Source organism: Variovorax sp. 770b2 (assembly GCF_900115685.1).
Taxonomy (GTDB): domain Bacteria; phylum Pseudomonadota; class Gammaproteobacteria; order Burkholderiales; family Burkholderiaceae_C; genus Variovorax.
Genome location: NZ_FOXJ01000008.1, coordinates 84,445 through 111,064, shown reverse-complemented (window position 1 = coordinate 111,064; position 26,620 = coordinate 84,445). Strand labels below are relative to the sequence as shown.

Genomic DNA, 26,620 nt, shown 5'->3' with positions numbered 1-26,620 from the left:
GCAGGCCAGCCCCTCATTCATGAGGCTTCATTGGATCCAGGCCTGCCTGCTCGAAGAAGCGCCGAACGAGCCGGTAGAACATGACCTGCTGGCGTCCGCTGTGATTGAGGGCACACAGAATGACTTCGCACCGAAACTTGCCGAAGCTCTGCTGCGTGACCACCAGAAGCGCGAGCAGATTCTGGGTGCTTGCGGCAAAGTTCACGCCCACCATCAGCGGCTCCGAACCGATCGACACCCCGTGTGCCACCCGCAGCGTCATACGAGGCAGTTGTTCGCGAAAGCAGTGGGGTAGAAGCTGGCCGAGGCCGGCGACGATCTGCGTCTGCTCGGAGTCACCCGTGAGATAGATCACCAGGTTGTCCGAGCGAACCGACATTCCCTGCATCGAGTCGCAGAACTTGAACGAATGGACCGTCGTGCGGTTCTGCAGCACCTTGAACACCCCCTTGATCGCCGAGCCGCAGTGGCTCGGATTGATATTGATGTAGATGCGACGCGTGACGAGGGTCACGAGCGGAATCACGGGAGTGAACACGCAAAACCCGGTCATGGCAGAGCGAGTGAAGCGGGTGCTGAAGTCACTCGCCAGCCGGCCCACCATGGGTGCGAAGAACTCGCTGCCGTTGCTGGGCGCGTTGTTGTGGTTTCCGTAGAGGTGGTAGAGCTGCACCACGCGCTGATGACTGCAAACGTCGTGCGTCGGTCCGTATGTCTCCCACACCAGCTTGAGCAGTTGGAGGAACCCCTCGCTACAGACCGGCCCCAGCGCAAATTTCAGCTGGCTGATCTCCTGGAGAAGATTGCGCAGGTGCAACTCCTCGGCGGAGGGAAATCCGATGCCGCTGACGATGGCGAGCTTGCCCACCTGTTGCAGGCTGCCCGAGAGCGGCTGGACATGGTTGCAGGTGCGGTGGGTGCAACGCACCTGGCCGAGCGGATATCGCTCGCGAACGATCTCGCGGATTTCATGGTCGCTCCACGGCGGTCCCCGGCCAGCGTCTGCGTAAAGCGTGAAGTTGGTCCCGCATCGCTGGCACCTCATGACGATTTCGCGCATGGTCCCTCCGCAGATGTGTTGAAAAGGCCGATAGACGGCTCTGACACATGATCGCCCCGCCAGGTGCTCGCACCGGGCGGGAGCGAAGGGCGAGCGTAAGCCTGGGTCGCCGGCGTGGCAAGCGACTCGCTCCGGCACCGAGAAAGCCTTGCGAGGGCGCGCTCAATCGCCGCAGGCTCACTTCTCCTTGGCCAACCCCAGCTTCTCGATCACCACCTTCTCCTTCACCACCGTGTCCTGCGCAAACTTGGTGTACGTCGCCGAGCTCATGTAGTTGGGCAGCATGTCGTAGCGCCCGAGCGAGGCCACGTAGCTCGGCTCCTCCATCGCCTGCTTGAACGCATCGTGCAGCTTCTTCACCACCTCGGGCGACGTGCCCTTGGGCGCGCCGATGCCGAAGGGCGAGTTCTGCACGATGTCGTAGCCCAGCTCCTTCAGCGTGGGCGCATCGGGGAACTTGGCCAGGCGCTTCTCGCCCCAGGTGTTGAGCACGCGCAGCTTGCCGGCCTCCACTTGCGGCGCGAAGCCGGTGCTGTCGGCGGCGGCCATGAGCTGCCCGCTGACCACGGCGAGCATCAGGTCTGCGCTGCCCTTGTAGGGCACGTGCTGCAGTTCGATGCCGGCCTTCTGCGCAATGATTTCGGTCGTGAGATGCGGACTCGTCAGGTTGCCGGTCGAGCCGTAGGTGAGCTTGCCGGGGTTGGCCTTGGCGTAGGCGACGAAGTCGGCCCAGGTCTTGAACGGGCTGTTGGCCGGCACCACGATGCCGAAGGCGTAGCCGGTGACGTTCAGGACGTAGGTGATGTCCTTGAGCGGGTCCCAGTTGATCTTGGTGGTGTAGCCGAGGCGAAACACGCCCAGCGGAATCTGCGCGACCGTGTAGCCGTCGGGCTGTGCGGTCTGCAGTGCCTGCGCGGGCAGCGTGCCGCCGGCGCCGGGCTTGTTGTCGATGATGACCGGCTGGCCGAGGATCTTGCTCGCGTTGTCGGCGAGCTGGCGCATCGTGATGTCGGTCGGGCCGCCCGCGGGGAACGCGATGACCAGCTTGATGGGCTTGGCGGGAAAAGCCTGGGCAAGTGCCGCCAGCGGAGAAGCGAGGCCGCACGCGGCGAGCGTGGCAGCGCAGAGAAGGGAACGGCGGGACATGGCAAAGGCTCCTGAACTTGAAGAACCGCGGATTGGGCCCTGCCCCGCCCGATGCGGCAATCGGGGCTCACCCGATGGCTGTCGCCGACGTTCCTCAGCCCGCCGCCTGGCCGAAACCTTCGAGCACGTTCACTGTGTTGACGCCCACTTCGGCCACCGCATAACCGCCTTCGAACACGAACACCGTGGGTAACCCCACGCGCGCGAGGTCTTCTCCCATGCGCAGGTAGTCGTCGCTTTTCAGCTTGAAGCCGGAGATCGGATCGCCCTCGAAGGTATCGACGCCGAGCGAGACCACGAGTGCGCCGGCCTTCACTCGGGCGATGCCGTCGAGCGCCGTTTTCAGCGCTGTGCGCCATGCGGTGAAGTCGGTGCCGCGCGGCAGCGGCAGGTTGTGGTTGAAGCCCTCGCCCTGCCCTGCGCCGCGCTCGTCGGCGTGGCCGAGGTAGTACGGGTAGTCGGTGAACGGATCGCCGTGCAGGCTGGCGAAGTGCACGTCGCTGCGCTCGTAGAAGATGGCCTGGGTGCCGTTGCCGTGGTGGTAGTCCACGTCGAGCACCGCGACACGCTCGACGCCCGCATCGCGCAGGGCCTGCGCGGCCACCGCGGCGTTGTTGACGAAGCAGTAGCCGCCGAAGAAATCGACGCCCGCATGGTGACCGGGAGGCCGCGTCAGCGCAAAGGCCGAGCGCTCGCCACCGACAACGCGCTGCGTCGCAGTCCACGCGCAGGCCGCGCCCTGTCGCGCAGCGGCCCAGCTGCCGGCCGTGAGCGGCGTGCCCGCATCGAACGAGAAGAGGCCCATGCGCGCCGGAAAGCTCTGCGGCAGCACATCGGTGCGCATGCCGCGCGTGGGCCAGTACGACGGGAGCGCGTCGCGCGATGCATTCGCCGGATCGAGTGCCACCCACTCGTCCCACGCGCCGGCGATGAAGTCCAGGTAGCGCGGCGCATGCACCTTGGCGAGCAGCGCGCCGTCGAGCGCATCGGGCGCCTGCAGCGAACCGAGGCCCCGGCGCTCCAGCTCATGCTTCACATGGTCGACGCGGGCCGGCACCTCGAAACAGGGCACCAGCTCGCCACGGAACATTTCGACTTTGCCCTGGTGCAGTGCGTGCTGGTCGTTGTAGATGGTGCGCATGAAGAAAAACAGGGTCGGCGTTGCGGATGCCGCCGATCATGCCGCACGCCGCAGCACCGCCCGGCGCCTGCCGGACGCGGTGAGCCCGAACAGGTCCTTGGGGTCGTCCAGCTCCGGCACCAGCGCGATCTTCTGGCCGATGCCGCGCTCGATGGCCAGCTGGTGGATGTAGCGCAGCGCGGTGTAGTCCTCCAGCGCGAAGCCGACCGAATCGAACACCGTGACCTGCTCGGCGGTCTCGCGCCCGGGCACTTCGCCGAGCAGCACCTTCCAGAGTTCGTACACCGGGAAATCGGCCGCCAGCTGCTGGATCTCGCCCTCCACGCGGGTCTGCGCCTCGTACTCGACGAACACGCGCGCGCGGCGCAGCACGTCGGGGTGCAGCTCGGTCTTGCCGGGCGAATCGCCGCCGACCGCGTTGATGTGCATGCCCGGCTCGATCATCTCGGGCGTGAGCACGGTCGCGCGGCCCTGGTAGGCGGTGACGGTGGTGACGATGTCCGCGCCGCGCACCGCCTCGGCCACGGAGCGGGCACGCACGATTTCCAGCGGCGTGCAGGCCGAGAGATGCCGCACCAGCTTGTCGGTGGCGTGCAGGTCGGTGTCGAACACGCGCACTTCCTCGATGCCCAGGAGCGCGTGGAAAGCCAGTGCCTGGAATTCGCTTTGCGAGCCGTTGCCGATCAACGCGAGCACGCGCGAATCGGGCCGCGCCAGGGCCTGCGCGGCCATCGCCGAGGTGGCGGCCGTGCGCAGCGCGGTGGTGAGGGTGAGTTCGGACAGCAGCACCGGATAGCCCGTGTCGACCTCCGCCAGAACGCCGAAGGCCATGACGGTCGGCAGCCCGACCGAGGTGTTGTGCGGATGGCCGTTGACGTACTTGAAGGCGTAGGCGCCATCGTCGGCCACCGGCATCAGCTCGATCACGCCGAGGTGCGAATGGCTTGCGACGCGCGCCTTCTTGTCGAACTCGCGCCAGCGCATGAAGTCGTCGCGCAGCGCGTCGGCCAGCGCCTGGAGGAATTGCGGAACGCCGGTTTCATCCACCAGGCGAACCAGGCTGTGAACATCGATGAAGCGGGTCATGACATGGCTCCTTGCGTAGCCCGGCACGGCGCTTCATCCCCTCGCATGTCGACTCCACCATGGCTGATTCAGGATGCGCCTGCGCCAAGGGTTCAAGCCATTCTGCGCCCGCTTTCAGTCCATTGCGAGCCCCTTCGCGGAACACCGCGGAACCGGCTTTGCCGGGCCGCAGGTGTTGCCCCCGGCAGGGGGAAGACGCGCGCAACACGAAGTGCGCGAAGGCTCGGGGCGAGCGCTATCGCGCCAGTACCGGTGCCAATGCCACGCCCGTGTGGGTAGCCAAGCGCACGACCTCTTCAGGCGGCGCTGCCGCAACGATGCGCCCGCCGGCGTTTCCGCCTTCCGGACCGAGGTCGATGATCCAGTCCGCCTCGGCGATCAGGTCCAGGTCGTGCTCGATCACCACCACGCTGTGGCCGCCGTTCACCAGCCGGTGCAGCACGTGGATCAGCTTCTCGACGTCGGCCATGTGCAGGCCGACCGTCGGCTCGTCGAGCACGTACAGCGTGTGCGGCGCCTTCTGGCCGCGGCGGGTGATGTCGTCGCGCACCTTGCTGAGCTCTGTCACCAGCTTGATGCGCTGCGCCTCGCCGCCCGAGAGCGTGGGCGACGGCTGCCCCAGCGTGAGATACCCGAGCCCCACGTCCTTGAGCAACTGCAGCGGATGGCTGATGTTGGGCATGGCCGAGAAGAACTCGACCGCCTCGTCCACCTCCATCTTCAGCACGTCGCCGATGCTCTTGCCGCGCCAGCTCACGGCCAGCGTCTCGGGGTTGAAGCGCGCGCCGTGGCACACCTCGCAGGGCACCTTCACGTCGGGCAGGAAGCTCATCTCGATGGTGCGCACGCCCGCGCCTTCGCAGCCCGGGCAACGGCCTTCGCCGGTGTTGAAGCTGAAACGCGCCGGGCCGTAGCCGCGCGCCTTGGCTTCGAGCGTGTCGGCAAAGAGCTTGCGGATGGTGTCCCAGAAGCCGATGTAGGTGGCCGGGCAACTGCGCGGCGTCTTGCCGATGGGGGTCTGGTCCACCTCGAGCACGCGGTCGATGGTCTCGTACCCCTCGACCTTGCTGCAGCCGGACCAGGCCGCGCGCTTGCCCGCGGCATCGGCGTCGCGGCCGGCCTTGGTCATGCGCTGGATCACGATGCCCTGCACGCTGGCGAGCAGCACGTCGCGCGCGAGCGTCGACTTGCCCGAGCCGCTGACGCCGGTGACCACCACGAGGCGGTGCAGCGGCAGCGTGGCGGTCACGTCCTGCAGGTTGTGCAGGTCGGCGCCGTGCACGGTGAGCCATTGGCCGCTGTCCTCCGCCTTGGGATTGGGCGAGGGAATCAAACGCCGGGCCTGCAGCGGATGCTTGATGGCATCGCGCAGGTACCGCCCGGTCTGCGAATCGCCCGCGGCCTGGATGTCGGCCACCGAGCCTTCGGCCACCAGCCGCCCGCCGCGCTTGCCCGCGCTCGGGCCGATGTCGATGATGTGGTCGGCACGGCGGATGGTGTCTTCGTCGTGCTCCACCACCACCAGCGTGTTGCCCTTCTCGCCGAGCTTGTGCAGCGCGTTCAACAGGATCTGGTTGTCGCGCGCGTGCAGGCCGATGGTCGGCTCGTCGAGCACGTAGCACACGCCCTGCAGGTTGCTGCCCAGCTGCGCGGCCAGGCGGATGCGCTGTGCCTCGCCGCCGGAGAGCGTGGGCGCGCCGCGGTCGAGCGTGAGATACCCCAGGCCCACTTCCTCGAGGAATTCGAGGCGGCTCTTGATCTCGGGCACGAGGTCGCGCGCGATCTCGGCTTCGCGGCCGGTGAGCACCAGGCCTTCGAACCACTGGCGCACCTCGGTCACGCTCATGCGCGCGAGCTCGGTGATGCCGATGCCGCCCGAACCGTCGGCCGCGGTGCCGAAGCCGACCGCGCGCGCCGTGGCGTTGAGCCGCGTGCCTTCGCAGGTCGGACACGCGGTGTCGGCCAGGTCTTCGATCTCGGGCTCGGCGAAGGTCTGTTCGCGGCCCTTGTTGTCGTCGTCGCGGATGGAGTCGTCGAAGACCTTGCGCTGGTCCTTGCTGAGCTTGACGCCCGTGCCCACGCAATCGGGGCACCAGCCGTGCTTGCTGTTGTAGCTGAACAGGCGCGGATCGAGCTCGGCGTAGCTGGTGCTGCAGACCGGGCAGGCGCGCAGCGTGGAGAACACGTTGACGCGACCGAGGCCTGCGGCGGACACGCCGGCCATCATCGCGGCCTTCAGGCCGTCGAGCTGGCTCAGCACATGCACCACGCCCTTGCCGTGTTCGAGCGCCTTGGTCAGCGCCTCGCGCAGCTCGGTTTCCTTCGAGGGCAGCACGTCGAGGCTGGCCACCGGCAACTCGATGCTGTGCTCCTTGAAGCGGTCGATGCGCGGGAAGCCCGTGGTCGGCAGGAAGTCGCCATCGACGCGCAGGTGCGTGAAGCCACGCGGGCGCGCCCAGTCGGCCAGCTCGGTGTACACGCCCTTGCGGTTGCTCACCAGCGGCGCGAGCAGGCCGATGTGCTGGCCCTTGAAGTTGCGCATCAGCTGCGCGGCGATGCTGTCGGGCGTCTGCGGCTGCACGGCCGCGCCGTCGTGGATGCAGTGCTGGATGCCCAGCTTCACGTACAGGAGGCGCAGGAAGTGCCACACCTCGGTGGTGGTGCCCACCGTGCTCTTGCGGCCGCCGCGCGAGAGGCGCTGCTCGATGGCCACGGTCGGCGGAATGCCATACACCGCGTCGACCTCGGGCCGGCCCGCCGGCTGCACGATGCTGCGCGCATAGGCGTTGAGCGATTCGAGGTAGCGCCGCTGCCCTTCGTTGAACAGGATGTCGAAGGCCAGCGTCGACTTGCCCGAGCCGCTCACGCCCGTCACCACGCTGAACTTGCCGCGCGGAATGTCCACGCTCAAGTTCTTCAGGTTGTGCTCGCGCGCGTTGACGATCTCGATGGCGTTGCTGCCGGGCGCCGTCTTCGCATTCGCGATGTAGCGCCTTGCCGCGCGTTCTGCCACCTTGTAGGCCTCGGGGCCGATGGCCAGTTCGTAGTCGGCCAGTGCCGCGCCGGTGAGCGAGGCGCGGTTCTCGCGCAATTGCTCGGGCGTGCCTTCGGCCACCACCTTGCCGCCGCCCTCGCCGCCTTCGGGGCCGAGGTCGATCAGCCAGTCGCTCGCGCGGATCACGTCCAGGTTGTGCTCGATCACGATGAGCGAATGCCCGGCGTCCAGCAGCTTGCGCAGCGCGCGCATCAGGCGCGCGATGTCGTCGAAGTGCAGGCCCGTGGTCGGCTCGTCGAACAGGAACAGCGTGCCCTTGCGCGCGACCGATTGCTTGCTCGCGGTCGCGCTTTTCGCGGCTTCGGCGAGGAAGCCCGCGAGCTTCAGGCGCTGCGCCTCGCCGCCGGAGAGCGTGGGCACGGGTTGGCCGAGCTTCACGTAGTCCAGGCCCACGTCGGAGATCGGCTGCAGCACGCGCAGCACGTCGCGGTCGGCCTCGAACACCACGGCCGCCTCGGCCACGGTGAGGTCGAGCACGTCGGCCACGTTGTAGCTTCTGCCCTTGCGCTCCACGCGCACTTCGAGGATTTCGGGGCGGTAGCGCTTGCCGTCGCAATCGGGGCAGCGCAGGTACACGTCCGACAGGAACTGCATCTCGACGTGCTCGAAGCCCGAGCCGCCGCAGGTCGGGCAGCGCCCGTCGCCCGAGTTGAAGCTGAACTTGCTCGCGGTGTAGCCGCGCTGGCGCGAGAGCGCCGCGGTGGCGAAGATCTCGCGGATCGCGTCCCACGCGCCCACGTAGCTCGCGGGGTTGGAGCGCGCGGTCTTGCCGATGGGCGACTGGTCGACGAAGACCACGTCGCCCAGGTGATCGGCGCCCAGCAGGCGGTCGTGCGCGCCCGGCGTTTCCGTCGCCTTGCCGAAGTGGCGCATGAGCGCGGGTGCCAGCACGTCCTGGATCAGCGTCGATTTGCCCGAGCCGCTGACGCCGGTGACGCACACCAGCCGCGCGAGCGGGAATTCGACCGTCACGTTCTGCAGGTTGTGCTCGCGCGCGCCTTCCAGGATGAGCCGGTGCGTGTTCTCGCTCACGAGCCGCTTGAAGCCCATGCCGATCTTCTTGCGCCCGCCCAGGTACTGGCCGGTGAGCGTGTCGGCGTCGCGCAGTTGGTCGGTGGTGCCGTCGAACACGATCTGACCGCCGCGAATGCCGGGGCCGGGGCCCATGTCGATCACGCGGTCGGCCGCGAGCATCACGGCCGGATCGTGCTCGACCACCACCAGCGTGTTGCCCGCATCGCGCAGGCGCAGCATGGCCTCGGTGATGCGGTTCATGTCGCGCGGGTGCAGGCCGATGCTGGGCTCGTCGAGCACGAAGAGCGTGTTGACCAGCGAAGTGCCCAGCGCGGTGGTGAGGTTGATGCGCTGCACCTCGCCGCCCGAGAGCGTGCGGCTCTGGCGATCGAGCGTGAGATAGCCGATGCCCACGTCGTGCAGGTAGCGCAGGCGCGTGGTGATTTCCTCGAACAGCAGCTTCAGGGCCTGCGCCTCGCCTTCGCTCGCGGGGCTGCCGTTGCCGTGGTGCTCGACGCGGTCGAAGAACCTGCGCAGCCGCTCGATGGGCAGGAGCATCAGGTCGTGCAGGCAGAGGCCGGGCAGCGCCTCGAGTTGCGCGCGCGACCACTTCACGCCGGTCGGCATGAAGCGCTTTTCGGGTGGCAGCACCGCGTCGGCGTCTTCCTTGCTGCCGATGCGCCACAGCAGGCTGTCCAGCTTCAGGCGCGCACCACTGCAGACGGGGCACGGCGTGTAGCTGCGGTACTTGGACAAGAGCACGCGGATGTGCATCTTGTAGGCCTTGCTCTCCAGGTAGGCGAAGAAGCGGCGCACGCCATACCACTGCTTGTTCCAGTTGCCTTCCTTGTAGTTGGGCGTGCCCTCGATCACCCAGTGCTTCTGCTCGTCGGTGAGCTTGTTCCAGGGCGTGTCGCGCGGAACGCCGGCCGCCTCGGCGTGGCGCATGAGGTCGTCCTGCGCCTCTTTCCACGCGGGGGTCTGGATGGTCTTGATCGCGCCGGCGCGCAGCGTGAGCTTGTCGTTCGGGATCACGAGGCCGAGATCCACGCCGATCACGCGGCCGAAGCCGCGGCAGGTCTCGCAGGCGCCGACGGCCGAGTTGAACGAGAACATCGACGGGATCGGGTCGGTGTAGCGGATGTCGCTCTCGGGGCAGTGCAGGCCGGTGGAGAACTTCCAGACGTCCGTCGGAGCGTTTTCTTCAGCGCCCGTGGCATGCACGGTGACGCGCCCGCTGCCGCGCTTGAGCGCCACCTCGATGGCTTCGACCACGCGCGAACGCTCGGCGCTGGAGATGCGGAAGCGGTCGGCCACCACGTCGAGCACCTTGCGCGGGCCGGTGGGCGTGGCCACTTCGCGTTCCGACTGCACGCGGGTGAAGCCGCTGGCCGAGAGCCACTGCGTCACTTCCTCAGCCGACGTGCCCGCCGGCAGCTCCACTGGAAAGGTGACGACCAGCCGCGGATCGCCCGCCGCGGCCGCGCGCTCGGCGATCTGCGCGTAGATGCTGTCGGGCGAGTCGTGGCGCACCGGCAGCGCGGTCTCGCGGTCGAAAAGCTGCGCCGCGCGGGCGTAGAGCAGCTTCAGGTGGTCGTTCAGTTCGGTCATCGTGCCGACCGTGGAGCGCGAGGAGCGCACCGGGTTGGTCTGGTCGATGGCGATGGCGGGCGGCACGCCCTCCACCTTGTCGACGGCCGGCTTGTCCATGCGGTCCAGGAACTGGCGCGCGTAAGCGGAGAAGGTCTCCACGTAGCGCCGCTGGCCTTCGGCATAGAGGGTGTCGAACACGAGGCTCGACTTGCCCGAGCCGCTGGGCCCGGTGACCACGGTCATCTCGCCTGTGCGGATGTCGAGGTCGAGGTTCTGGAGGTTGTGCTGGCGCGCGCCGCGAATCCGGATGGAGCCCTGTGTCATGAATGCCTTGGGGGGTGGGGCAAACATTCTAGGGAGAGCACCGTGACGCATCTGTGCACTGCGTCACATGGTCCGGGCTTACGCAGGGGTTTGTCCGGATTCAGGCACTGACACTTTTGATAACAAATACGACGTTTGTTTTCAACTTCTCTCCGAGCATTCCCCGAAAGGCCTCCATGACGAAGACGCGAACGCTTTGCGCTGCCGCCATTCTGGCGTTGACGGCGATGGGCGCCTCGGCCCAGATCCTCATCGGCCAGACGGCCGGCATGACCGGTTCCGTGGCCGCCAGCGTGAACGAGACCATCGGTGGCGCCCAGCTGGTGATCGACGCAGCCAACGCCCAGGGCGGCATCCACGGCGAGAAGATCGAGGTGATCCGCATGGACGACGCCTTCGACGTGAAACGCGCCGGCGACAACGCCCGCGTGCTGATCGAGGACAGGAAGGTGCTCGCGCTCTTCATGAGCCGCGGCACGCCGCACTCGCAGGCCATCATCCCGTGGCTCGACAAGAACGAGGTGGCGCTGATCGGCCCCTCCACCGGCGCCATGGTGCTGCACAAGCCGCTGCAAAAGCACGTGTTCAACGTGCGCGCCACCTACCAGCGCGAAGCCGAGAAAGCGGTGCAGCACCTCCTGACCATCGGTCTCACGCGCATCGCCGTGGTGTACGTGACCGATTCGTTCGGCAAGGACGCGCTCGAAGGCGCGATGACCGGCTTCACCAAGGGCAAGGCCACGCCGACGGTGACCATCCCGGCCGACCGCGACAAGCCCGACTACACGGCGATCGTGCCGGCCATCAAGGACGCCAACGCGCAGGCGGTGCTGTGGATCGGCTCGGGCGTCGCGGTGGTCGACGGCATCAAGGCACTGCGCGCGTCGGGCTCGGCGGCGCAGGTGGTCACGCTGTCGAACAACGCGTCGTCGGGCTTCATCAAGCAGCTGGGCGATGCGAGCCGCGGCGTGATCGTGACGCAGGTGTTTCCGAACGAACGCTCGCTCGGCCAGCCCATGGTGAAGGAGGCGCTCACGCTCGCCAGGGCCAAGGGGCAGGCGGAGCTCTCGCCCGCCGCGCTCGAAGGCTTCGCTTCGGCGAAGGTGCTGGTCGAGGCACTGCGCCGCGCAGGCCCCAGGCCCACGCGCGCCAAGGTGCTCGCTGCGCTGGAAAGCATCCGCAGCTACGACCTCGGCGGCGGTCTCGAAGTGAGCTACACGCCGCAGGACCACAGCGGCATCGACTTCGCGGACCTGGCGATCATCAGCGACGGGCGCTTCAAGCGCTGAGCCTCCGCCCTCTTTCTCCTCTGTTGCGGCCCGCCGGCTCCCCGGCGGGCCGTTGTTCTTTGCGATTCTGCAAACAATGGTTTGACAGGGTTTCCACGAGCAAACTAATGTCACCAGTAGCAACACATTACACATCTTCTGACAGAGGCAAATTCGCCTCGTGGAAAGGCTTTGTTCGATGAAGACGATGTTCGCGTCCTGCGCCGTTGCGCTACTCCTGGCAGCGGTGGCCCCTGCGGCGTCGGCCCAGATCCTGATCGGCCAGTCGGCCGACCTCTCGGGCCCGGTGGCCGCCAGCGTGAAGGAAACAATCCTGGGCTCGCAACTGGTGATCGACCAGGTCAACGCCCAGGGAGGCATCAACGGCGAGCAGGTCGAGGTGATCCGGCTGGACGACGGCCTGGACGCCAAGCGCTCGCTGGAAAACACCCGCATCCTGATCGAGGACAAGAAGGTCGTCGCGCTGCTCTTGAACCGCGGCACGCCCAACACGATCGCGGTGATCCCGCTGCTCGACAAGTACGGCGTGGCGCTGGTCGGCCCTTCGACCGGCGCGATGGCCCTGCACAAGCCCTTGCAGAAGAACATCTTCAATGTGCGCTCGACCTACCAGCGCGAGGCCGAGAAGGCGGTGCAGCACCTGCAGACCACCGGCATCCAGCGCATCGCCGTGGTCCAGGCCGAGGACTCCTTCGGCAAGGACGCGATGGAAGGCGCGAACAAGGGCTTCGAGAAGGCGAACCTGAAGCCGGCGGTGGTGGCGCTGGCCGACCGCAACAAGCCCGACTATTCGGTGATCGTGCCGCAGATCACCAAGGCCAATGCGCAGGCCGTGCTGTGGATCGGCTCGGGCACCGCGGTGACGGAAGGCGTGAAAGCGCTGCGCGCAGCGGGCTCGGCGGCGCAGATCATCACGCTGTCGAACAACGCCGCCTCGGGCTTCATCAAGGAACTGGGCACGGCGAGCGCGGGCGTGATCATCACGCAGGTGCTGCCCTATGAGCGCTCGTTCGGCCATCCGCTCATCAAGGAAGCGATGGCGCTCGCCAAGGCCAAGGGGCAGAACGAGTTGTCGCCCGCGCTGCTCGAGGGCTTCGTCGCCACCAAGGTGCTGGTGGAGGCGCTGCGCCGCACGGGCCCCAAGCCCACGCGCGCGAAGCTCATCGCCACGCTCAACAGCTTTCAGTACGACGTGGGGGGCGGGGTCGACGTGAGCTATTCGCCGACGGACCACACGGGCATCGACTACGTCGACCTGTCGATCGTGAGCGAAGGCCGGTTCAAGCGCTGACCGCGCCCTCTTTCCTTCCCCGCAAAACGGCCCGCCGGCGCACCCGGCGGGCCGTTTTGCATTGGGGCATTGAAAACAACGGTCCGCAGGGTTTCCACAAGCAGGAAAATGTCACTTTCAGAAACACACTACACATCTTTTGACAATGATGAGCAGTTTGTGGAAAGACTCCCGATGAAGAAGACATTCAAGTCCTGCGCCGCCGCGCTCGTGCTGGCGGCAGCCGCCCAGGGGGCGTCGGCCCAGATCGTGATCGGCCAGTCGGCCGACCTCTCCGGTCTGGTCTCGGCCAGCGTGAAGGAGGCGATCCTGGGCTCGCAACTGGTCATCGACCAGGTCAATGCGCAAGGCGGCATCAATGGCGAGCGGATCGAAGTGATCCGCATGGACGACGGCTTCGACCCCAAGCGCTCGGTGGAAAACACGCGCATCCTGATCGAGGACAAGAAGGTCGTCGCGCTGCTGCTCAACCGCGGCACACCCAACGCGCTGGCCGTCATTCCCCTGCTGGACAAGTACGGCGTGCCACTGGTCGGCCCCTCGACCGGCGCGATGGCGCTGCACCAACCGGTGCCCAAAAACATCTTCAACGTGCGCTCGACCTACCAGCGCGAGGCCGAGAAGGCCGTGCAGCACCTGCACACCATCGGCATCCAGCGCATCGGCGTCGTGCAGGAGCAGGATTCGGCTTTCGCCACCGACGCGATGGTGGGCGCCACCCGGGGCTTCGAGAGCGCGAAGATGAAGCCCGCGGTGCTGGTGCCGGCGGACCGCCGCAAGCCCGACTACGGCACCATCGTCCCGCCACTGACCCAGGCGAACGTGCAGGCGGTGCTCTGGATCGCTTCGGGCACGGCCGTCACAGAAGGCGTGAAGGCGCTGCGCGCAGCCGGATCGGCCGCGCAGGTGATCACCCTGTCGAACAACGCGGCGGCGGGCTTCATCAAGGAACTGGGCACTTCCAGCGGCGGCGTCATCGTCACGCAGGTGCTGCCCTATGAGCGCTCGTTCGGCCACCCGCTGATCAAGGAAGCGATGGCGCTCGCCAAGGCCAAGGGGCAGAACGAGTTGTCGCCCGCGCTGCTGGAGGGCTTCGTCGCGACCAAGGTGCTGGTGGAGGCGCTGCGCCGCACAGGCCCCAAGCCCACACGCGCGCGGTTGCTTGCCACGCTCAACAGCTTCCAGTACGACGTGGGCGGCGGGCTCGACGTGAGCTATTCGCCGACGGACCACACGGGCATCGACTACGTCGACCTGTCGATCGTCAGCGAGGGCCGGTTCAAGCGCTGATCGCCTCCGCCGCACGCCTTCCCTGTTTTCCTTACTTCGGCGCGGCGGCAGGCGCAGGCTCGTGCGTGGTGTCCCCACCATGCTTCTCGCCCGACATGTCGACCTTGTCGCCGGCCTTGGAGATCACGTACAGGGCAATGGCGGCGAAGATGACGAAGCCGACGGCGAGTTTCCACATGGGTGTTGTCTCCTGGAGAGGGTGAGGGATGGCTGGGGTTCAAGAAAAGGGCCTCATGCCGATGGATGGCATGAAGCCCCTTTGTTGAACGGAGGACCGCTTGCGCAGCCCTCCTTCGCGTGTGCGATCAGTCGTTCGCGTAGATGTCCACGTCCTTCGTCTCGCGGATGAAGAGGGTGCCCACCACGAGCGTGATGCCCGCGATGATGATCGGGTACCACAGGCCGTTGTACATGTTGCCGGTGGAGGCCACGATGGCGAAGGCCGTGGTCGGCAAGAGGCCGCCGAACCAGCCGTTGCCGATGTGGTACGGCAGGCTCATCGAGGTGTAGCGGATGCGCGTGGGGAACATCTCGACCAGCATCGCGGCGATCGGGCCGTAGACCATCGTCACCAGGAGCACCAGCCAGAACAGCAGCAGGATGGTCAGCACCTTGTTGATCTTCGCCGGGTCGGCCTTGCTCGGGTAGCCCGCGATCTTCAGGTCTTCGGCCACGCCCTTCTTGAAGGCCGCGATTTCCTTGGCCGAGCCTTCGTCGAACTTCAGGTTCACGACGTTGCCGATGGGGGCCTCGACCGTCTTGTCGCCGATCTTCACGACGGCCTTGGAACCCGGCGCGCCGGCCACGTTCTCATAGCTCACCGAGTTCTGCACCAGGTAGCGCTTGGCGATGTCGCACGAGCTCTTGAAGTCGATCTCGCGGGCCACCGGGTTCCCCTGGAACGAGCAGGTCGCCGGGTCGGCCGTCACCGTGACGCCGGCCGTCGCCTGCGCGCGGGCCAGGTCCGGGTTGGCGGCTTCGGTCAGCATCTTGAAGACCGGGAAGTAGGTGACCACGGCCAGGAGGCAGCCGGCCATGATGATCGGCTTGCGGCCGATCTTGTCCGACAGCGTGCCGAAGATCACGAAGAACGGCGTGCCGAGCAAAAGCGCGGCGGCGATCATCAGGTTGGCCGTGGTCGCATCGACCTTCAGCTGTGCCGTGAGGAAGAAGAGCGCATAGAACTGGCCCGAGTACCAGACCACCGCCTGGCCCGCCGTGAGGCCGACCAGCGCCAGGATCACGATCTTCAGGTTCTTCCACTCGCCGAACGATTCGGACAGCGGCGCCTTGGAGGTCTTGCCCTCGGCCTTCATCTTCTGGAAGGCCGGCGATTCGCTCAACGAGAGACGAATCCACACCGAGATGCCCAGAAGCAGGATCGACACCAGGAACGGAATGCGCCAGCCCCAGTCGTTGAAAATCGCTTCGCCCAGCCATTCGCGAACGCCAAGAATCACCAGCAGGCTCAGGAACAGGCCCAGCGTTGCCGTGGTCTGGATCCACGAGGTGTACGCACCGCGCTTGCCGTGCGGCGAGTGCTCGGCCACGTAGGTGGCGGCACCGCCGTACTCACCGCCGAGCGCCAGGCCCTGCAGCATGCGCAGCGCGATCAGGATCACCGGCGCCGCGACGCCGATGGTCGCGTAGCTGGGCAGGAGGCCGACGATGAAGGTCGACAGGCCCATGATCAGGATCGTCACGAGGAAGGTGTACTTGCGCCCGATCATGTCGCCCAGGCGGCCGAACACGATGGCGCCGAACGGACGCACCAGGAAGCCGGCGGCAAACGCCAGCAGCGCGAAGATGAAGGCGGCGCCCGCATCCAGCCCGCTGAAGAACTGCTTGGCGATGATCGCGGCAAGCGAACCGTAGAGATAGAAGTCGTACCACTCGAACACGGTGCCGAGCGAGGAGGCGAAGATGACTTTCTTCTCCTCCGAGGACATGGGCCGGGGGGCCGGGTGCGGCACTCCCCGTGAATCTAGTGTGGCGGCCATTGCGTCGTCTCCTGTGTGTTTGCGTTCATGCGGCGCCCGATATCCGGGGCCGTGCGGCATTCTTGGAGGCGTGACTGACCCGAGACTTGCGCGAAACTGAACCGATGCTTACGGATTAAGGTGAAACCCGTGGTGCGCGTTTCAGCCTGTAAGAAATCGCAACCCTCCGCGGGTTTGTCCTCAGGGCTTGCTGTTGCGCAGCAATGAGGGGCGCTGGTCGGCGCCGGCCCATTGCGGACCGTCGAACCACGCATCGCCCGACAGGTACGCGCGCAGCATCGCGAGGCCGTCGAAGCCCCAGAAGAGACGACCGTCGACCGCGTAGGCGGGCGTGCCGAACACGCCGAGCGCGAGCGCCTCGTCGGTGTTGCGCTTCAGGAGCGCCTTGCTCTCGTCGCTGCCCGCTTCGCGCTTCGGCTTCAGTTGCGCGGTGAGCGCGGCGAGCCGCGCGGCATCGGCCGCTTCTTCGCCGCCGCGCCACACGTTGCGCAGGATGGTCTCGGCCGCGAGGCGGCTGATGCTGCCGTCGTCGCTCGTCGATACCGCAAGCCGCAGGTGCGGCAGCGGGTTGTAGGGGTGCGAGGCCGGCATCTCGATCTGGATGCCATGCGCATGCCCGAGCCACAGCACGTGGCGATAAGTCCAGCTGCGTTTCGACGGAATCTCGGCCGGCCCGAGCTGGCCGTGCTGCTTGAGGATCGCGCCGAGCAGCACCGGCTTGTAGGCCACGCTGTAGCTCAACCCTTCGAGCGCCTCCGGCAGGTGCTCGAACGCGAGGTGCGCGTAAGGCGAAATGAAGTCGAGATAGAAGTCGATGTGCTTCATGCGTCGTGGTCTCCAAAGGTCTCCGGAACGCGCCAGATGCCGGCCCGGGCCCGCAACTCTATCGCGCGCCACACGCCGCGCCGCCCGTCGTCTTCCATCTTGCTCCAGCCCGCGATCTCGGGAATGGTGCGCAGGCACCCTTCGCAGAAGCCGCTCAGGCGGTCCATGCGGCAGACCGAGGTGCAGGGCGAGGGAACGTCTTCGGGCAGCTCGCGCACGGCCACCGCACGGGCGGCCAGTGTTTCTGCTTCCGCGAAGTTCAAACCACGTCCGCCACCGGCGCGCCGGTGAGGGTTTCGAGGTCCTGCGGCCTGAGCTGGAACACCGCGTGCGGATGGCCCGCCGCGGCCCAGATCTCCTCGAAGCGGAACAGCTCGCGGTCGATCAGCACCACGGGTTTCGTCGCATGCCCCACGGGCGACACGCCGCCGATGGTGAAGCCGGTGCGCGCCTTCACGAACTCGGCATCGGCGCGGCCGGTCTTGCCGATGAGCGCATCGACCTTCTTCTCGTCCACGCGCTTGTCGCCCGAGGTGATGACCAGCACCGCCGCGTCGTCGCTCTTGCGGCGAAAGATGATGCTCTTGGCGATCTGCCCGACCGAGATGCCCAGCGCATCGGCCGCCTGCTGCGCCGTGCGGCAGGCGTCGTCCAGCATGCGCGGGGAATGGGGGTGGCCGGCGTCCTGCAGCACGCGGGAGACGCGCTGCACGCCTTCGGGGAGGGAGTGGAGTTCAGAGCCGCACATGGGTTCGAATTTAAGAAAAGACCGCGCGAGACCGCGCCATCAGGCGCTGCGCTTGAACATGAAAAGGAACGCGCCCATCGCCATCAGCACGCCGCCGAAGACGCGGTTCTGCGCGCGCCGCGCGCGCACCGAGCGCAGCACGCCCTGCAGCCGCGCGGCCAGCCAGGCGTAGCCGTGCATCACGGTCACGTCGACCATCACCGTCGTGGCCAGCAGCACCAGCAGCTGCAGCCACAGCGGCCGCGTCGGCTGGATGAACTGCGGCAGCACGGCCGCCATGAAGACGATGCCCTTGGGGTTGGTCACGTTGGTGAGAAAGCCGCGCAGCACGCGCTGCGGCGCCGTGAGATCGGGCTCGCCGGTGGCCTGCGCGGCGTCGCCGTCGACCTTCGCAACCGGCGCGCGCCACTGGCGCCAGCCCAGCCAGAGCAGATAGCACGCACCGACCACCTTGATCACCGTGAACGCGGTGGCCGAGGCGGTGAGCACCGCGCCCACGCCGAGCCCCGCCACCAGCAGGATCACCGCCAGCCCCAACTGCAGGCCGACGATGGTCGCCGTCGTGCGCCGCACGCCGTAGCAGAGGCCATGGCTCATGCTGAGCACCGCGCCCGAGCCGGGCGAAACCGCGATGACGCAACTGGCCACCAGAAATGCAAGCCAGACATGCAGGTCCACGAAAACTCCTGTGCGTGTGTGTGTTTCAGCCGGCCCGCTTGGTGCGGATGGCCTTCGATGCGCGCGAGTTCGGCTCGCGCCCCAATGCCTCGCTGATGTAGACGCCCGCGTCGATCAGCTTGTCCAGGTCGATGCCGGTCTCGATGCCCATGCCGTGCAGCATGTAGACCACGTCTTCCGTGGCCACGTTGCCCGTCGCGCCCTTGGCGTAGGGGCAGCCGCCCAGGCCCGCCGAGGACGACTGGAAGTTCCACACGCCCATCTCGAGCGCCGCCAGCGTGTTGACCAGCGCCTGCCCGTAGGTGTCGTGAAAGTGGCCGGAAATGGCATCGACATCGAAGTGCGCGAGGGTGGCCTCCATCGCCGCCTGCACCTTGCGCGGCGTGCCCACGCCGATGGTGTCGGCCACGTCCACGCGCTGCACGCCGATGCCCTTCATCAGTTGCGCGAGGTAGGCGACCTTGGCCGGGGCGATCTCGCCTTCATAGGGGCAACCGACCGTGCACGACATCGCGCCGCGCACATGGATGCCCTTCTCGCGCGCCGCCGCCACCACGGGCGCGAAGCGCTCGATGCTCTCGGCGATCGAGCAGTTGATGTTCTTCTGGCTGAAGGCCTCGCTCGCGGCGCCGAACACCACGATCTCGTCGGGCCACTCCTCGCGCGGCGCGGCGATGGCGGCCTCGAAGCCCTTCATGTTGGGCGTGAGCACCGAGTAGAGAACGCCGGGCTTGCGCTGGATGCCGTGCATCACCTCGGCGTTGTCGGCCATCTGCGGCACCCACTTGGGCGAGACGAAGCTGGTGACTTCGATCTCCTTCAGGCCGGCGTCCTGCAGGCGGTGCACGAGGCCGATCTTGATCTCGGCCGAGACGGGCTGCTTTTCGTTCTGCAGGCCGTCGCGCGGGCCGACGTCGACGAGCTTGACGCGGGTGGGGAGTTTCATGGATGTCTCTGGTGTCGCGGGAGGATGGAAAGCCGCCTCCGATTGTCGGGCACCTGGGAACACCCTGCCTGGTACACAAGTTCCGGAAGGTAGCAATGCGCGCCAGCGGGGTTGCAAATGGCGCCAGCCGCGGCCTGGCGTGCGAAAACCGGCGAAGGATCAGTACGACTTGGGCAGCCCCAGCGCCTTCTCCGCGATGAAGTTCAGGATCATCTGTGGGCTCACCGGCGCGATGCGCGGGATGTAGCTCTCGCGCAGCAGCCGCTCGACGTGGTATTCCTTCGCGTAGCCCATGCCGCCGAGCGTGAGGACGGCGTTCTGGCACGCGTCGTGCGCCGCCTCGGCCGCCAGGTACTTGGCGGCGTTGGCCTCGATGCCGCAGGGCTCGTTCGCGTCGTAGAGCGTGGCGGCCTTGAGCATCATGAGATCGGCTGCCTCCAGGTTGGCCCAGGCGCGCGCGAGCGGATGCGCCACGCCCTGGTTCTGTCCGATGGGCCGGCCGAACACGACGCGCTCCTGCGCGTACTGCGCAGCGATGCGCAGCGCGGCGCGGCCGATGCCGATGGCCTCGGCGGCGATCAAGATGCGCTCGGGGTTCAGGCCGTGCAGGATGTATTCGAACCCGCGCCCCTCCTCGCCGATGCGGTCTTCCTCGGGCACTTGGAGGCCGTCGATGAAGAGCATGTTCGAGTCCACCGCCGCGCGCCCGAGCTTGTGGATCTCGCGCACCTCGACCTTGCCGCGGTCCAGCGCCGTATAGAAAAGCGTGAGGCCCTGCGTGGGCTTCTTCACCTGGTCGATGGGCGTGGTGCGCGTGAGGATCAGCATGCGGTCGGCCACCTGCGCGGTCGAAATCCAGATCTTGCGGCCGTGCAGCAGGTAGCCGCCGCTCGGTTGGCGCACCGCCTGGGTCTTCAGGCGCGTGGTGTCCAGGCCCGCATCGGGCTCGGTCACGGCGAAGCAGGCTTTCTCGGTGCCCGCGATCAGCGGCGGCAGGAAGCGCTGGCGCTGCGCCTCGGTGCCGAACACCACCACCGGGTTGAGGCCGAAGATGTTCATGTGCACCGACGACGCGCCCGACATGCCCGCGCCCGACGCGCTGATGGCGCGCATCATCAGCGCCGCCTCGGTGATGCCCAGGCCCGCGCCGCCCTGCGCCTCGGGCATCGCGATGCCGAGCCAGCCGCTCTGGGCGACGGCGCGATGGAACTCGTGCGGGAACGCGGCGCGCTCGTCGTGGTCGCGCCAGTAGTCGATGGGAAAGTCTTCGCAGAGGCGTTCGATGGCCGCGACGAGCGAGCGCTGGTCTTCGTTCAGGGAGAAATTCATTCGCTGTCTTTCGCAGGTTCCGGTTGCAGGGTGACGCCGCGCGCGAGCAGGCGGTCGATGTCTTCGTCCGCGTAGCCCGCTTCGCGCAGCAGTTCCACGCTTTGCTCGCCGATGCGCGGCGCGGGGCGGCGGATCGATGCGGGCGTGGCGCTGTAGCGCCCGACCGGCGCGAGCGTGCGGATGCGGCCTTCGCTCGGATGGTCGAATTCGGGAAAGAAACCAACCGCGCGCAGGTGCGGGTCGTCGAGCAGGCTCTCGGTGCTGTGCAGGCGCGCGACCGGGATGTCGGCCGCTTCCAGCACCGCCATCCATTCGTCGCTGCCGCGCGTGGCCATCACCTCGGCCACGAACGCATAGACCGCGCCGATGTTCGCGGCGCGCGCCGTGTGCGTGCCGAACATCGGCGAGGCGCGCAGCTCGGACCGGCCGATCACGTCGAAGAAGGCCTGCCAGTGCTTGTCGTTGTAGATGAGCACGCTGAGGTAGCCGTCCGCCGTTGCATAGGGCTTGCGGTGCGGCGCGAGCAGCCGCGCGTAGCCGGTGGGGCCGAGCGGCGGCTCGAAGCTGTGGCCGCCGAGGTGGTCGCCCATCACGAACTGCGAGAGCGCCTCGAACATCGGCACCTCGACCGCCTGGCCCTTGCCGGTGCGCTGTGCGCTGAGCACGGCGGCGAGCAGCGCGATGGCCGCCTGCAGCCCCACGGCGCGGTCGGCGAGCGTGACCGGCGCATAGCGCGGCGCATCGCCGCTTTGCTGCGCGAAGAGCGAGGCGACACCGGCCGCGCCCTGGATCAGGTCGTCATAGGCGGGCTTGCCGGCATACGGGCCTCCTTCGCCGTAGCCGAAGGCGCCGAGGTAGACGATCTTCGGATTGACCGCCGCCACGGCTTCGTAACCGAGCCCGAGCCGCGCCATCGCCTGCGGTCGCGTGTTGTAGATGAGCGCATCGCAACCCGCCGCGAGCCGCAGGCACGCCTGGCGGCCTTCGGGTTGCTTCAGGTCCAGCACGATCGAGCGCTTGTTGCGGTTCAGGTGCAGGGCCATCGCACCCATGCCGGCGTGGCGCATCGGGCCGACCGCGCGCAGGTTGTCGCCCGAAGGCGGCTCGACCTTGATGACGTCGGCGCCGAGGTCGCCGAGCGTCTGCGTGGCGTAGGGGCCCATCACCACGGCCGTGAGGTCGAGGATGCGGATGCCCTGCAGCGGGCCGGCAGCGGGCGTGTCTTCTTGCGAACTCATTCGGGTTGAATGCCCGCGGCCTGGATCAGCTTCTTCCACTTGGCCAGCTCGGACACGGTGAACGCACCCAGCTCCTCCGGCGTGCTGCCGAACGCATCGAAGCCCAGCTTGCTCACACGCTCGCGGAACACTGCACCGTTGGCCATCTCCGCGAGCGCCTTGTTCAGCTTCAGCACGATGTCGCGCGGCGTGCCGGCCGGCGCGAACACGCCGTTCCACGAGGTGATGTCGAAGCCCTTGAGCTCGGGCGTGTCGGCCAGCGGCGGCAGTTCGGGAAAGAGCTTGGTGCGCTCCTGCGTGGTGACCGCGATCGCGCGCATCTTGCCGGCCTTCACCGTGGCGAGACCCGCGGCGAGATCGACCACCATCATCGACACCTGCCCGCCGATCAGGTCGGCGATCGCAGGCGGCGTGCTCTTGTAGGGCACGTGCAGCATCGGGATGCCGCTCATGCGCGAGAGCGTGGCGCCGCTCACGATGCCGGTGCTGTTGCCGCTCGCGTAGGTGAGCTTGCCCGGGTTGGCGCGGCCCCAGGCCAGCAGCTCGGCCACGCTCCTGACCGGCAGGTCGTTGTTGACCACCAGCATGAACGGCAGGTTGCCCATGCGGCTCACCGGTGCGAAGTCCTTCACCGGGTCGTAGGGCAGGTGCTTCATGAGGCTCGGGTTGGCCGAGTGCGTGGTGTTGGTGGTCATGAAGAGCGTGTAGCCGTCGGGCGGCGCCTTGGCCACCGCTTCCGCACCGATCACGCCGTTGGCGCCCGCCTTGTTGTCGACGATGACCGAACCCTTCAGGGCCTCGCCCAGCATCTGGCCCGTGATGCGCGCCACCGCGTCGGTGCCGCTGCCGGCCGCGAAGGGCACGACCAGGCGGATCGGCTGCTTCGGGTAGCCGCTGTCCTGCGCGAAGGCCCAGGGCGCGGTGCCGGCAAGGCCCGCGGCGGCACCGAGGGCCAAGAAGCGGCGGCGGCTTTCCACCGCGACTGTTTCTGTCGCGTTCTTCGTCTGCATGGTTTTTTGTCTCCGGGTGGTTGTCGTTCAGGGCCGGATCACGCGCTCCGGCAGTTCCTCGTACGGCGGGCTGTAGATCACCAGCACGCGCACCGGCTCGTCGCTCACCACCGTGAAGGTGTGCATCGCGTCGGCCGGAAAAAAGCAGCTGTCGCCGGGGTGCAGCTCCTGCCGCTGGCCGCCCACCTCGGCGACCGCGCGGCCTTCGAGCATGTAGCAGACCTGCTCGATGCCCGGGTGCGCGTGCGGCAGCGCGCCCTTGCCCTTCTGGATGTGGCCCACGAGCACCTCGAGCTGCTTCGCGCCCACGGTCTCGGGGCCGATCAGGCGCTTGTTCAGCGTGCCGGTGTGGTTGGCCGGGTGGTAGCCGGTGATCTCGTCCTCGCGGACGAAGTAGCGTGCAGCGGTTGCAGTCATCGGGGGCTTTCTGTCTTGGGTTCGATCGCAAGGCACGCCGAGCGCAGCATCGCGGCGATCTCCTCGATGCGCGGCTCCATGCGGTAGCGCGGGCCGGCGACCGAGATCGCATAGGCCTCCCCGCCGATGCGCAGCGGCCAGGCCAGGCCGATCAGGTCGGGAATGCTCTCGCCGAGGTTGCCGTACCAGCCGCGCGCGGCGGAGCGCTGCAGTTCGGCCTCGATGGCGTCGGTGGTGGTGAGGGTGGCGTCGGTCAGCGGCAAGAGCGCCATGCCGTCCAGGAGCTTGCGGCGCGCATCGGGCGCGAGCGTGGAGAGCAGCGCGCGGCCCAGCGAGTTGGCATACGCCGGCCGTGTCTCGCCCGACTCGGCGGTGTAGCGGATGCGCTGCGGCGCGCTCAGCACGTCGAGGTAGACCACCTGAGTCGCATCGCGGAACTTGCCGAACACCACGGTTTCGCGGGCGGCGTCGCGCAGTTCTTCGAGCGTGGCCTTCACCCGGTCGAGCACCGGGTCGTGCGCGGCGATGACCTGTGCCATCGCGAGCAGCCGGCCCGTCGGGTAGTAGCCCTGGCGGCGGCCGGTCTCGTACATGTAGCCCTGCTCTTCGAGCGTGCGGATGAGGCCGAGGCAACTGGACACCGGCATGTCGAGCAGCCGCGCCATCTCGGAGAGCGCCAGCGGCTGCTTCTCCCGGGCGAAGAGCTCGACGATCTCGATCACGCGAAACGCTGTTTTCACAACCATGAATAAATTTTCGCGTATGTGAAAAACAAAAGCGTCAGGGTTTCCCCTTCATTCGCGTCCTTTCAACGAGATCGTGTGGGCGCATCGCGTCAGTAGCCCCGGACTGGATCGACGATGCCGTTGATCGGCAGCCCCTCTTCCATCGCGCGGATCTTTCCGGCGATCTGGGTGATGGATTCCTCCCGCAGCGTGCGCGCCGAGCCGTGCGGGGTCACGGTGATCTTCGGGTGGCGCCAGAACGCATGGTCGGCCGGCAGCGGCTCGACCTGGAACACGTCGAGCGTCGCGCCCGCGAGTTCGCCAGCATCGAGCATGGGGACGAGGTCGTCTTCGACCAGATGCCCGCCGCGCGCGATGCTGATGAGATAGCCCCCGGGCTTCAGCTTGCCCAGGGTCTTGCGGTTCAGGATGCCGCGCGTGGCCTCGGTCAGCGGCAGCAGGTTGACCAGCACGCGCGTGGACGAAAGGAATTCGTCGAGCTGCGCCTCGCCGCTGAACACCTGCACGCCATCGATGACCTTGGGCGAACGGCTCCAGCCCAGCACGGGGAACTCGAACTGCGCGACCGCCCTGGCCACGCGTTCGCCCAGCACGCCGAGCCCCATGATGCCGACCGGAAAATCGCGCCGCAGCTTCGGCTTGCGATAGCTCCACCTGCCTTCGCGCGCGTCCGCCTCGTACACGTCGAACTCGCGGAAGTGGCGGATGAGCGTGTGGCACACGTATTCGGCCATCTGCACCGACATGCCCGCATCGTCGAGCCGCACGATGCGCGTGTGCGCGGGCACCTGGAGCTTGAGCAGCGCATCGACGCCCGCGCCGATGTTGAAGATGCCGCGCAGCTGCGGCTGCTGGTCGATGAATTCCTGCGGCGGCGCCCACACCACGGCATGGTCGGCCTGCGGCGCGCCGGGCTTCCAGGCTTCGACGAGGGCATCGGGGAGTTCGGCCTGGAGGCCCTCGATCCAGGGGTCTGGGCGGTTGTCGGTGAGGTAGACGGTGATTCGCATGGGGACGAATCTTAGTGAGGCCGCTGACGCGGCGTGAACGGATGGCTATGCTCGAACGCCAACCACCTCACCTCATCAGGAGACACCCGTGATCAGATTCAGCGTGATGTACCCCTACGCGCCCGGCGCCCGCTTCGACCATACCTACTACCGCGAGAAGCACATGCCGCTGCTGAAGGCGCGCATGGGCGATGCCTGCCTCTCGTACGCCATCGACAAGGGCCTGGCTGGCGGCGCACCCGGCTCGCCGCCCACCTACGTCGCCATGTGCCATGTGCTCAGCGAATCGGTCGAGGCCTTCCAGACGGCATTCGGGCCGCATGCCAAGGAGATCCGGGGCGACCTCGAGAACTACACCGACATCGCGCCTGTCATACAGATCAGCGAAGTGGTGGTGGGCTGATCGCCCAGCGCCCATTCGCTCACGCCGCCTTCGCACGGCGGCGGCGCCACACCAGCCGCACCAGCCACACCACCGGCAGCCCCACCAGCAACAGCCACGGCAACACCGCCGCCAGGAAGGTGATGAGCATGCCCACGCTCTCTGCCAGCACCGAGCCGGCTTCGCGCAGCGCACGCACCATCGGGTTGTAGCTGCGGCCCCCTTGCGACAGCGTGCGCGTCGGCGTGAACTGAATCTGGATGTGCTGCTTGGTGGTCTGCTGCTCGAGCACCTTGCGCTGCGTGGCGCTGCTGTCGAGTTCGGCCTGCGTGTCGGCCAGCGTGCGCTGTATTTCCAGCAGGTCGGACATGTCGCGCTTGGTCGTCTTGTCGCGCAGCATGAGCCGCAGGCTGTCGCGGAACTCGACGCGGTTCTTGATGCGCGCCTCGACGTCGATCACCTCGGCCGTCTTGTCCTCGCTCGTGGTGTTCTGCGACACCACGTTGGCCACGCCGGCCAGCCCGCTGAGCAGCTTGTCGACATCGGCCGGCGCCACGCGCATCTCCAGCATGGCGTTGCCCGGTTGCTGCGGGGTCTCGCGCAGCAGCGAAGACGACAGCAGCTCGCACTGCAGCGTGCCGCAGAGGTCGCGCACCTTGCCCCAGGCATCGGCCAGTTGCTCGGGCGGCACCTGGACATTCAGATCCTGCCGCACCGCGAGATAGCGCTGCAGCGGCGTGCCCTGGGACAGGTCGGTGGAAACCCCAGCGCTCGGCGGCGCTTGTTGCTCTCGGGCCTCCCCCGCCTGTTTCATCCGCATGGACCCGCCGGGGGCCGAGATGGGCTCGGCGGGGGGTGCCGCCCCCGTGGCGCCGCGCCTGTCGCAGCCGCCCAGCGCCAGGGCAGCGGCCAGGACCAGCAGGAAGATGCCCGACCGGCGGCCGGTGGCGGGCGAGAACGGGTGCGTGCGATGCGTCATGAAAGATCCCTTGAAGTGATGAC

The 26,620-nt window shown here is 67.4% G+C and carries 23 protein-coding genes; 4 read left to right on the top strand and 19 right to left on the bottom strand.

Features of this window, described 5'->3' with window-relative positions; genetic code table 11:
* Nucleotides 1-13: 13 nt before the first annotated feature.
* From BM133_RS29915 to uvrA, 5 genes are all read right to left on the bottom strand, one after another.
* Nucleotides 14-1,060, bottom strand: coding sequence for a T3SS effector HopA1 family protein (locus tag BM133_RS29915; protein WP_093442295.1), 1,047 nt, complete (start codon nt 1,058-1,060; stop codon nt 14-16).
* Between the two features lie 177 nt (nt 1,061-1,237).
* A complete protein-coding gene (locus BM133_RS29910) occupies nt 1,238-2,206 on the bottom strand; it encodes a Bug family tripartite tricarboxylate transporter substrate binding protein (protein WP_093442293.1) in 969 nt (322 codons plus the stop codon).
* Between the two features lie 94 nt (nt 2,207-2,300).
* Nucleotides 2,301-3,347: a histone deacetylase family protein gene (locus BM133_RS29905; protein ID WP_093442291.1), complete on the bottom strand. Its 1,047-nt coding sequence runs from the start codon at nt 3,345-3,347 to the stop codon at nt 2,301-2,303.
* 36 nt (nt 3,348-3,383) lie between these two features.
* On the bottom strand, nt 3,384-4,433 hold the full coding sequence (locus BM133_RS29900; RefSeq protein WP_093442288.1) for an ornithine cyclodeaminase: 1,050 nt from the start codon (nt 4,431-4,433) through the stop codon (nt 3,384-3,386).
* A gap of 235 nt (nt 4,434-4,668) precedes the next feature.
* Nucleotides 4,669-10,419 (bottom strand): excinuclease ABC subunit UvrA, encoded by a 5,751-nt coding sequence (uvrA, locus tag BM133_RS29895; RefSeq protein WP_093442286.1) that lies wholly within the window; start codon nt 10,417-10,419, stop codon nt 4,669-4,671.
* Between the two features lie 176 nt (nt 10,420-10,595).
* Here uvrA and BM133_RS29890 point away from each other — a divergent pair, with 176 nt between their 5' ends.
* The 3 genes from BM133_RS29890 (at nt 10,596) to BM133_RS29880 (ending at nt 14,289) form a co-directional block, all read left to right on the top strand.
* Nucleotides 10,596-11,708 (top strand): ABC transporter substrate-binding protein, encoded by a 1,113-nt coding sequence (locus BM133_RS29890; RefSeq protein ID WP_093442283.1) that lies wholly within the window; start codon nt 10,596-10,598, stop codon nt 11,706-11,708.
* Nucleotides 11,709-11,886: 178 nt separating this feature from the next.
* Nucleotides 11,887-12,999, top strand: coding sequence for an ABC transporter substrate-binding protein (locus tag BM133_RS29885; RefSeq protein ID WP_093442281.1), 1,113 nt, complete (start codon nt 11,887-11,889; stop codon nt 12,997-12,999).
* Nucleotides 13,000-13,173: 174 nt separating this feature from the next.
* Nucleotides 13,174-14,289 (top strand): ABC transporter substrate-binding protein, encoded by a 1,116-nt coding sequence (locus BM133_RS29880; protein WP_093442278.1) that lies wholly within the window; start codon nt 13,174-13,176, stop codon nt 14,287-14,289.
* A gap of 31 nt (nt 14,290-14,320) precedes the next feature.
* Here BM133_RS29880 and BM133_RS35255 read toward each other — a convergent pair whose 3' ends face one another.
* The 13 genes from BM133_RS35255 to BM133_RS29820 all read right to left on the bottom strand — a co-directional run bounded on the left by BM133_RS35255 (nt 14,321) and on the right by BM133_RS29820 (nt 25,236).
* The gene (locus BM133_RS35255; protein WP_177224982.1) at nt 14,321-14,467 is read right to left on the bottom strand and encodes a hypothetical protein; all 147 of its coding nucleotides are present in this window, start codon (nt 14,465-14,467) and stop codon (nt 14,321-14,323) included.
* Between the two features lie 127 nt (nt 14,468-14,594).
* Nucleotides 14,595-16,289: an MFS transporter gene (locus BM133_RS29875; protein WP_093442274.1), complete on the bottom strand. Its 1,695-nt coding sequence runs from the start codon at nt 16,287-16,289 to the stop codon at nt 14,595-14,597.
* Between the two features lie 180 nt (nt 16,290-16,469).
* Nucleotides 16,470-17,114 (bottom strand): 2-hydroxychromene-2-carboxylate isomerase, encoded by a 645-nt coding sequence (locus tag BM133_RS29870; protein WP_093442272.1) that lies wholly within the window; start codon nt 17,112-17,114, stop codon nt 16,470-16,472.
* Nucleotides 17,111-17,377 carry a DUF1289 domain-containing protein gene (locus BM133_RS29865; RefSeq protein WP_093442269.1) on the bottom strand — a complete coding sequence of 89 codons (267 nt, stop codon included), beginning with the start codon at nt 17,375-17,377 and terminating at the stop codon, nt 17,111-17,113. Before BM133_RS29865 ends, BM133_RS29870 begins: the two co-directional genes overlap by 4 nt.
* Nucleotides 17,374-17,862, bottom strand: a complete 489-nt coding sequence (locus BM133_RS29860) for a YbaK/EbsC family protein (RefSeq protein ID WP_093442266.1) — start codon at nt 17,860-17,862, stop codon at nt 17,374-17,376. The genes BM133_RS29865 and BM133_RS29860 overlap by 4 nt, the downstream gene beginning before the upstream one ends.
* A 39-nt stretch (nt 17,863-17,901) precedes the next feature.
* A complete protein-coding gene (gene rhtB, locus BM133_RS29855) occupies nt 17,902-18,540 on the bottom strand; it encodes a homoserine/homoserine lactone efflux protein (RefSeq protein ID WP_093442264.1) in 639 nt (212 codons plus the stop codon).
* Nucleotides 18,541-18,565: 25 nt separating this feature from the next.
* Nucleotides 18,566-19,486, bottom strand: a complete 921-nt coding sequence (locus BM133_RS29850) for a hydroxymethylglutaryl-CoA lyase (RefSeq protein WP_093442261.1) — start codon at nt 19,484-19,486, stop codon at nt 18,566-18,568.
* 159 nt (nt 19,487-19,645) lie between these two features.
* On the bottom strand, nt 19,646-20,815 hold the full coding sequence (locus tag BM133_RS29845) for an acyl-CoA dehydrogenase family protein (protein WP_093442259.1): 1,170 nt from the start codon (nt 20,813-20,815) through the stop codon (nt 19,646-19,648).
* A complete protein-coding gene (locus BM133_RS29840; RefSeq protein ID WP_093442256.1) occupies nt 20,812-22,053 on the bottom strand; it encodes a CaiB/BaiF CoA transferase family protein in 1,242 nt (413 codons plus the stop codon). The genes BM133_RS29845 and BM133_RS29840 overlap by 4 nt, the downstream gene beginning before the upstream one ends.
* Nucleotides 22,050-23,063 (bottom strand): Bug family tripartite tricarboxylate transporter substrate binding protein, encoded by a 1,014-nt coding sequence (locus BM133_RS29835; RefSeq protein ID WP_093442254.1) that lies wholly within the window; start codon nt 23,061-23,063, stop codon nt 22,050-22,052. The genes BM133_RS29840 and BM133_RS29835 overlap by 4 nt, the downstream gene beginning before the upstream one ends.
* Nucleotides 23,064-23,090: 27 nt before the next feature.
* Complete coding sequence (locus BM133_RS29830) at nt 23,091-23,480, bottom strand: cupin domain-containing protein (protein WP_093442251.1); 390 nt, start codon at nt 23,478-23,480, stop codon at nt 23,091-23,093.
* Nucleotides 23,477-24,226, bottom strand: a complete 750-nt coding sequence (locus BM133_RS29825) for an IclR family transcriptional regulator (RefSeq protein ID WP_093442249.1) — start codon at nt 24,224-24,226, stop codon at nt 23,477-23,479. The genes BM133_RS29830 and BM133_RS29825 overlap by 4 nt, the downstream gene beginning before the upstream one ends.
* An 89-nt stretch (nt 24,227-24,315) precedes the next feature.
* The gene (locus BM133_RS29820) at nt 24,316-25,236 is read right to left on the bottom strand and encodes a 2-hydroxyacid dehydrogenase (protein WP_093442246.1); all 921 of its coding nucleotides are present in this window, start codon (nt 25,234-25,236) and stop codon (nt 24,316-24,318) included.
* Between the two features lie 88 nt (nt 25,237-25,324).
* Between BM133_RS29820 and BM133_RS29815 the strand changes: the two genes are divergently transcribed.
* Nucleotides 25,325-25,639, top strand: coding sequence for an EthD family reductase (locus BM133_RS29815; RefSeq protein ID WP_093442244.1), 315 nt, complete (start codon nt 25,325-25,327; stop codon nt 25,637-25,639).
* A 19-nt stretch (nt 25,640-25,658) separates the two neighbouring features.
* Here the strand turns inward: BM133_RS29815 and BM133_RS29810 are convergent, their stop codons facing one another.
* Nucleotides 25,659-26,597 carry a DUF4349 domain-containing protein gene (locus BM133_RS29810; protein WP_093442241.1) on the bottom strand — a complete coding sequence of 313 codons (939 nt, stop codon included), beginning with the start codon at nt 26,595-26,597 and terminating at the stop codon, nt 25,659-25,661.
* Nucleotides 26,598-26,620: the final 23 nt, after the last annotated feature.

What these genes read in the sequence shown, in the direction of transcription:
- BM133_RS29900 (WP_093442288.1), bottom strand. Translation starts at nt 4,433, where the DNA reads ATGACCCGCTTCATCGATGTTCACAGCCTGGTTCGCCTGGTGGATGAA.
- BM133_RS29860 (WP_093442266.1), bottom strand. Translation starts at nt 17,862, where the DNA reads ATGTGCGGCTCTGAACTCCACTCCCTCCCCGAAGGCGTGCAGCGCGTC.
- BM133_RS29850 (WP_093442261.1), bottom strand. Translation starts at nt 19,486, where the DNA reads ATGAAACTCCCCACCCGCGTCAAGCTCGTCGACGTCGGCCCGCGCGAC.
- BM133_RS29820 (WP_093442246.1), bottom strand. Translation starts at nt 25,236, where the DNA reads ATGCGAATCACCGTCTACCTCACCGACAACCGCCCAGACCCCTGGATC.
- BM133_RS29910 (WP_093442293.1), bottom strand. Translation starts at nt 2,206, where the DNA reads ATGTCCCGCCGTTCCCTTCTCTGCGCTGCCACGCTCGCCGCGTGCGGC.
- BM133_RS29845 (WP_093442259.1), bottom strand. Translation starts at nt 20,815, where the DNA reads ATGAATTTCTCCCTGAACGAAGACCAGCGCTCGCTCGTCGCGGCCATC.
- BM133_RS29885 (WP_093442281.1), top strand. Translation starts at nt 11,887, where the DNA reads ATGAAGACGATGTTCGCGTCCTGCGCCGTTGCGCTACTCCTGGCAGCG.
- BM133_RS29880 (WP_093442278.1), top strand. Translation starts at nt 13,174, where the DNA reads ATGAAGAAGACATTCAAGTCCTGCGCCGCCGCGCTCGTGCTGGCGGCA.
- BM133_RS29830 (WP_093442251.1), bottom strand. Translation starts at nt 23,480, where the DNA reads ATGACTGCAACCGCTGCACGCTACTTCGTCCGCGAGGACGAGATCACC.
- BM133_RS29870 (WP_093442272.1), bottom strand. Translation starts at nt 17,114, where the DNA reads ATGAAGCACATCGACTTCTATCTCGACTTCATTTCGCCTTACGCGCAC.
- BM133_RS29905 (WP_093442291.1), bottom strand. Translation starts at nt 3,347, where the DNA reads ATGCGCACCATCTACAACGACCAGCACGCACTGCACCAGGGCAAAGTC.
- BM133_RS29875 (WP_093442274.1), bottom strand. Translation starts at nt 16,289, where the DNA reads ATGGCCGCCACACTAGATTCACGGGGAGTGCCGCACCCGGCCCCCCGG.
- uvrA (WP_093442286.1), bottom strand. Translation starts at nt 10,419, where the DNA reads ATGACACAGGGCTCCATCCGGATTCGCGGCGCGCGCCAGCACAACCTC.
- BM133_RS29835 (WP_093442254.1), bottom strand. Translation starts at nt 23,063, where the DNA reads ATGCAGACGAAGAACGCGACAGAAACAGTCGCGGTGGAAAGCCGCCGC.
- BM133_RS35255 (WP_177224982.1), bottom strand. Translation starts at nt 14,467, where the DNA reads ATGTGGAAACTCGCCGTCGGCTTCGTCATCTTCGCCGCCATTGCCCTG.
- BM133_RS29810 (WP_093442241.1), bottom strand. Translation starts at nt 26,597, where the DNA reads ATGACGCATCGCACGCACCCGTTCTCGCCCGCCACCGGCCGCCGGTCG.
- BM133_RS29915 (WP_093442295.1), bottom strand. Translation starts at nt 1,060, where the DNA reads ATGCGCGAAATCGTCATGAGGTGCCAGCGATGCGGGACCAACTTCACG.
- BM133_RS29890 (WP_093442283.1), top strand. Translation starts at nt 10,596, where the DNA reads ATGACGAAGACGCGAACGCTTTGCGCTGCCGCCATTCTGGCGTTGACG.
- BM133_RS29840 (WP_093442256.1), bottom strand. Translation starts at nt 22,053, where the DNA reads ATGAGTTCGCAAGAAGACACGCCCGCTGCCGGCCCGCTGCAGGGCATC.
- BM133_RS29825 (WP_093442249.1), bottom strand. Translation starts at nt 24,226, where the DNA reads ATGGTTGTGAAAACAGCGTTTCGCGTGATCGAGATCGTCGAGCTCTTC.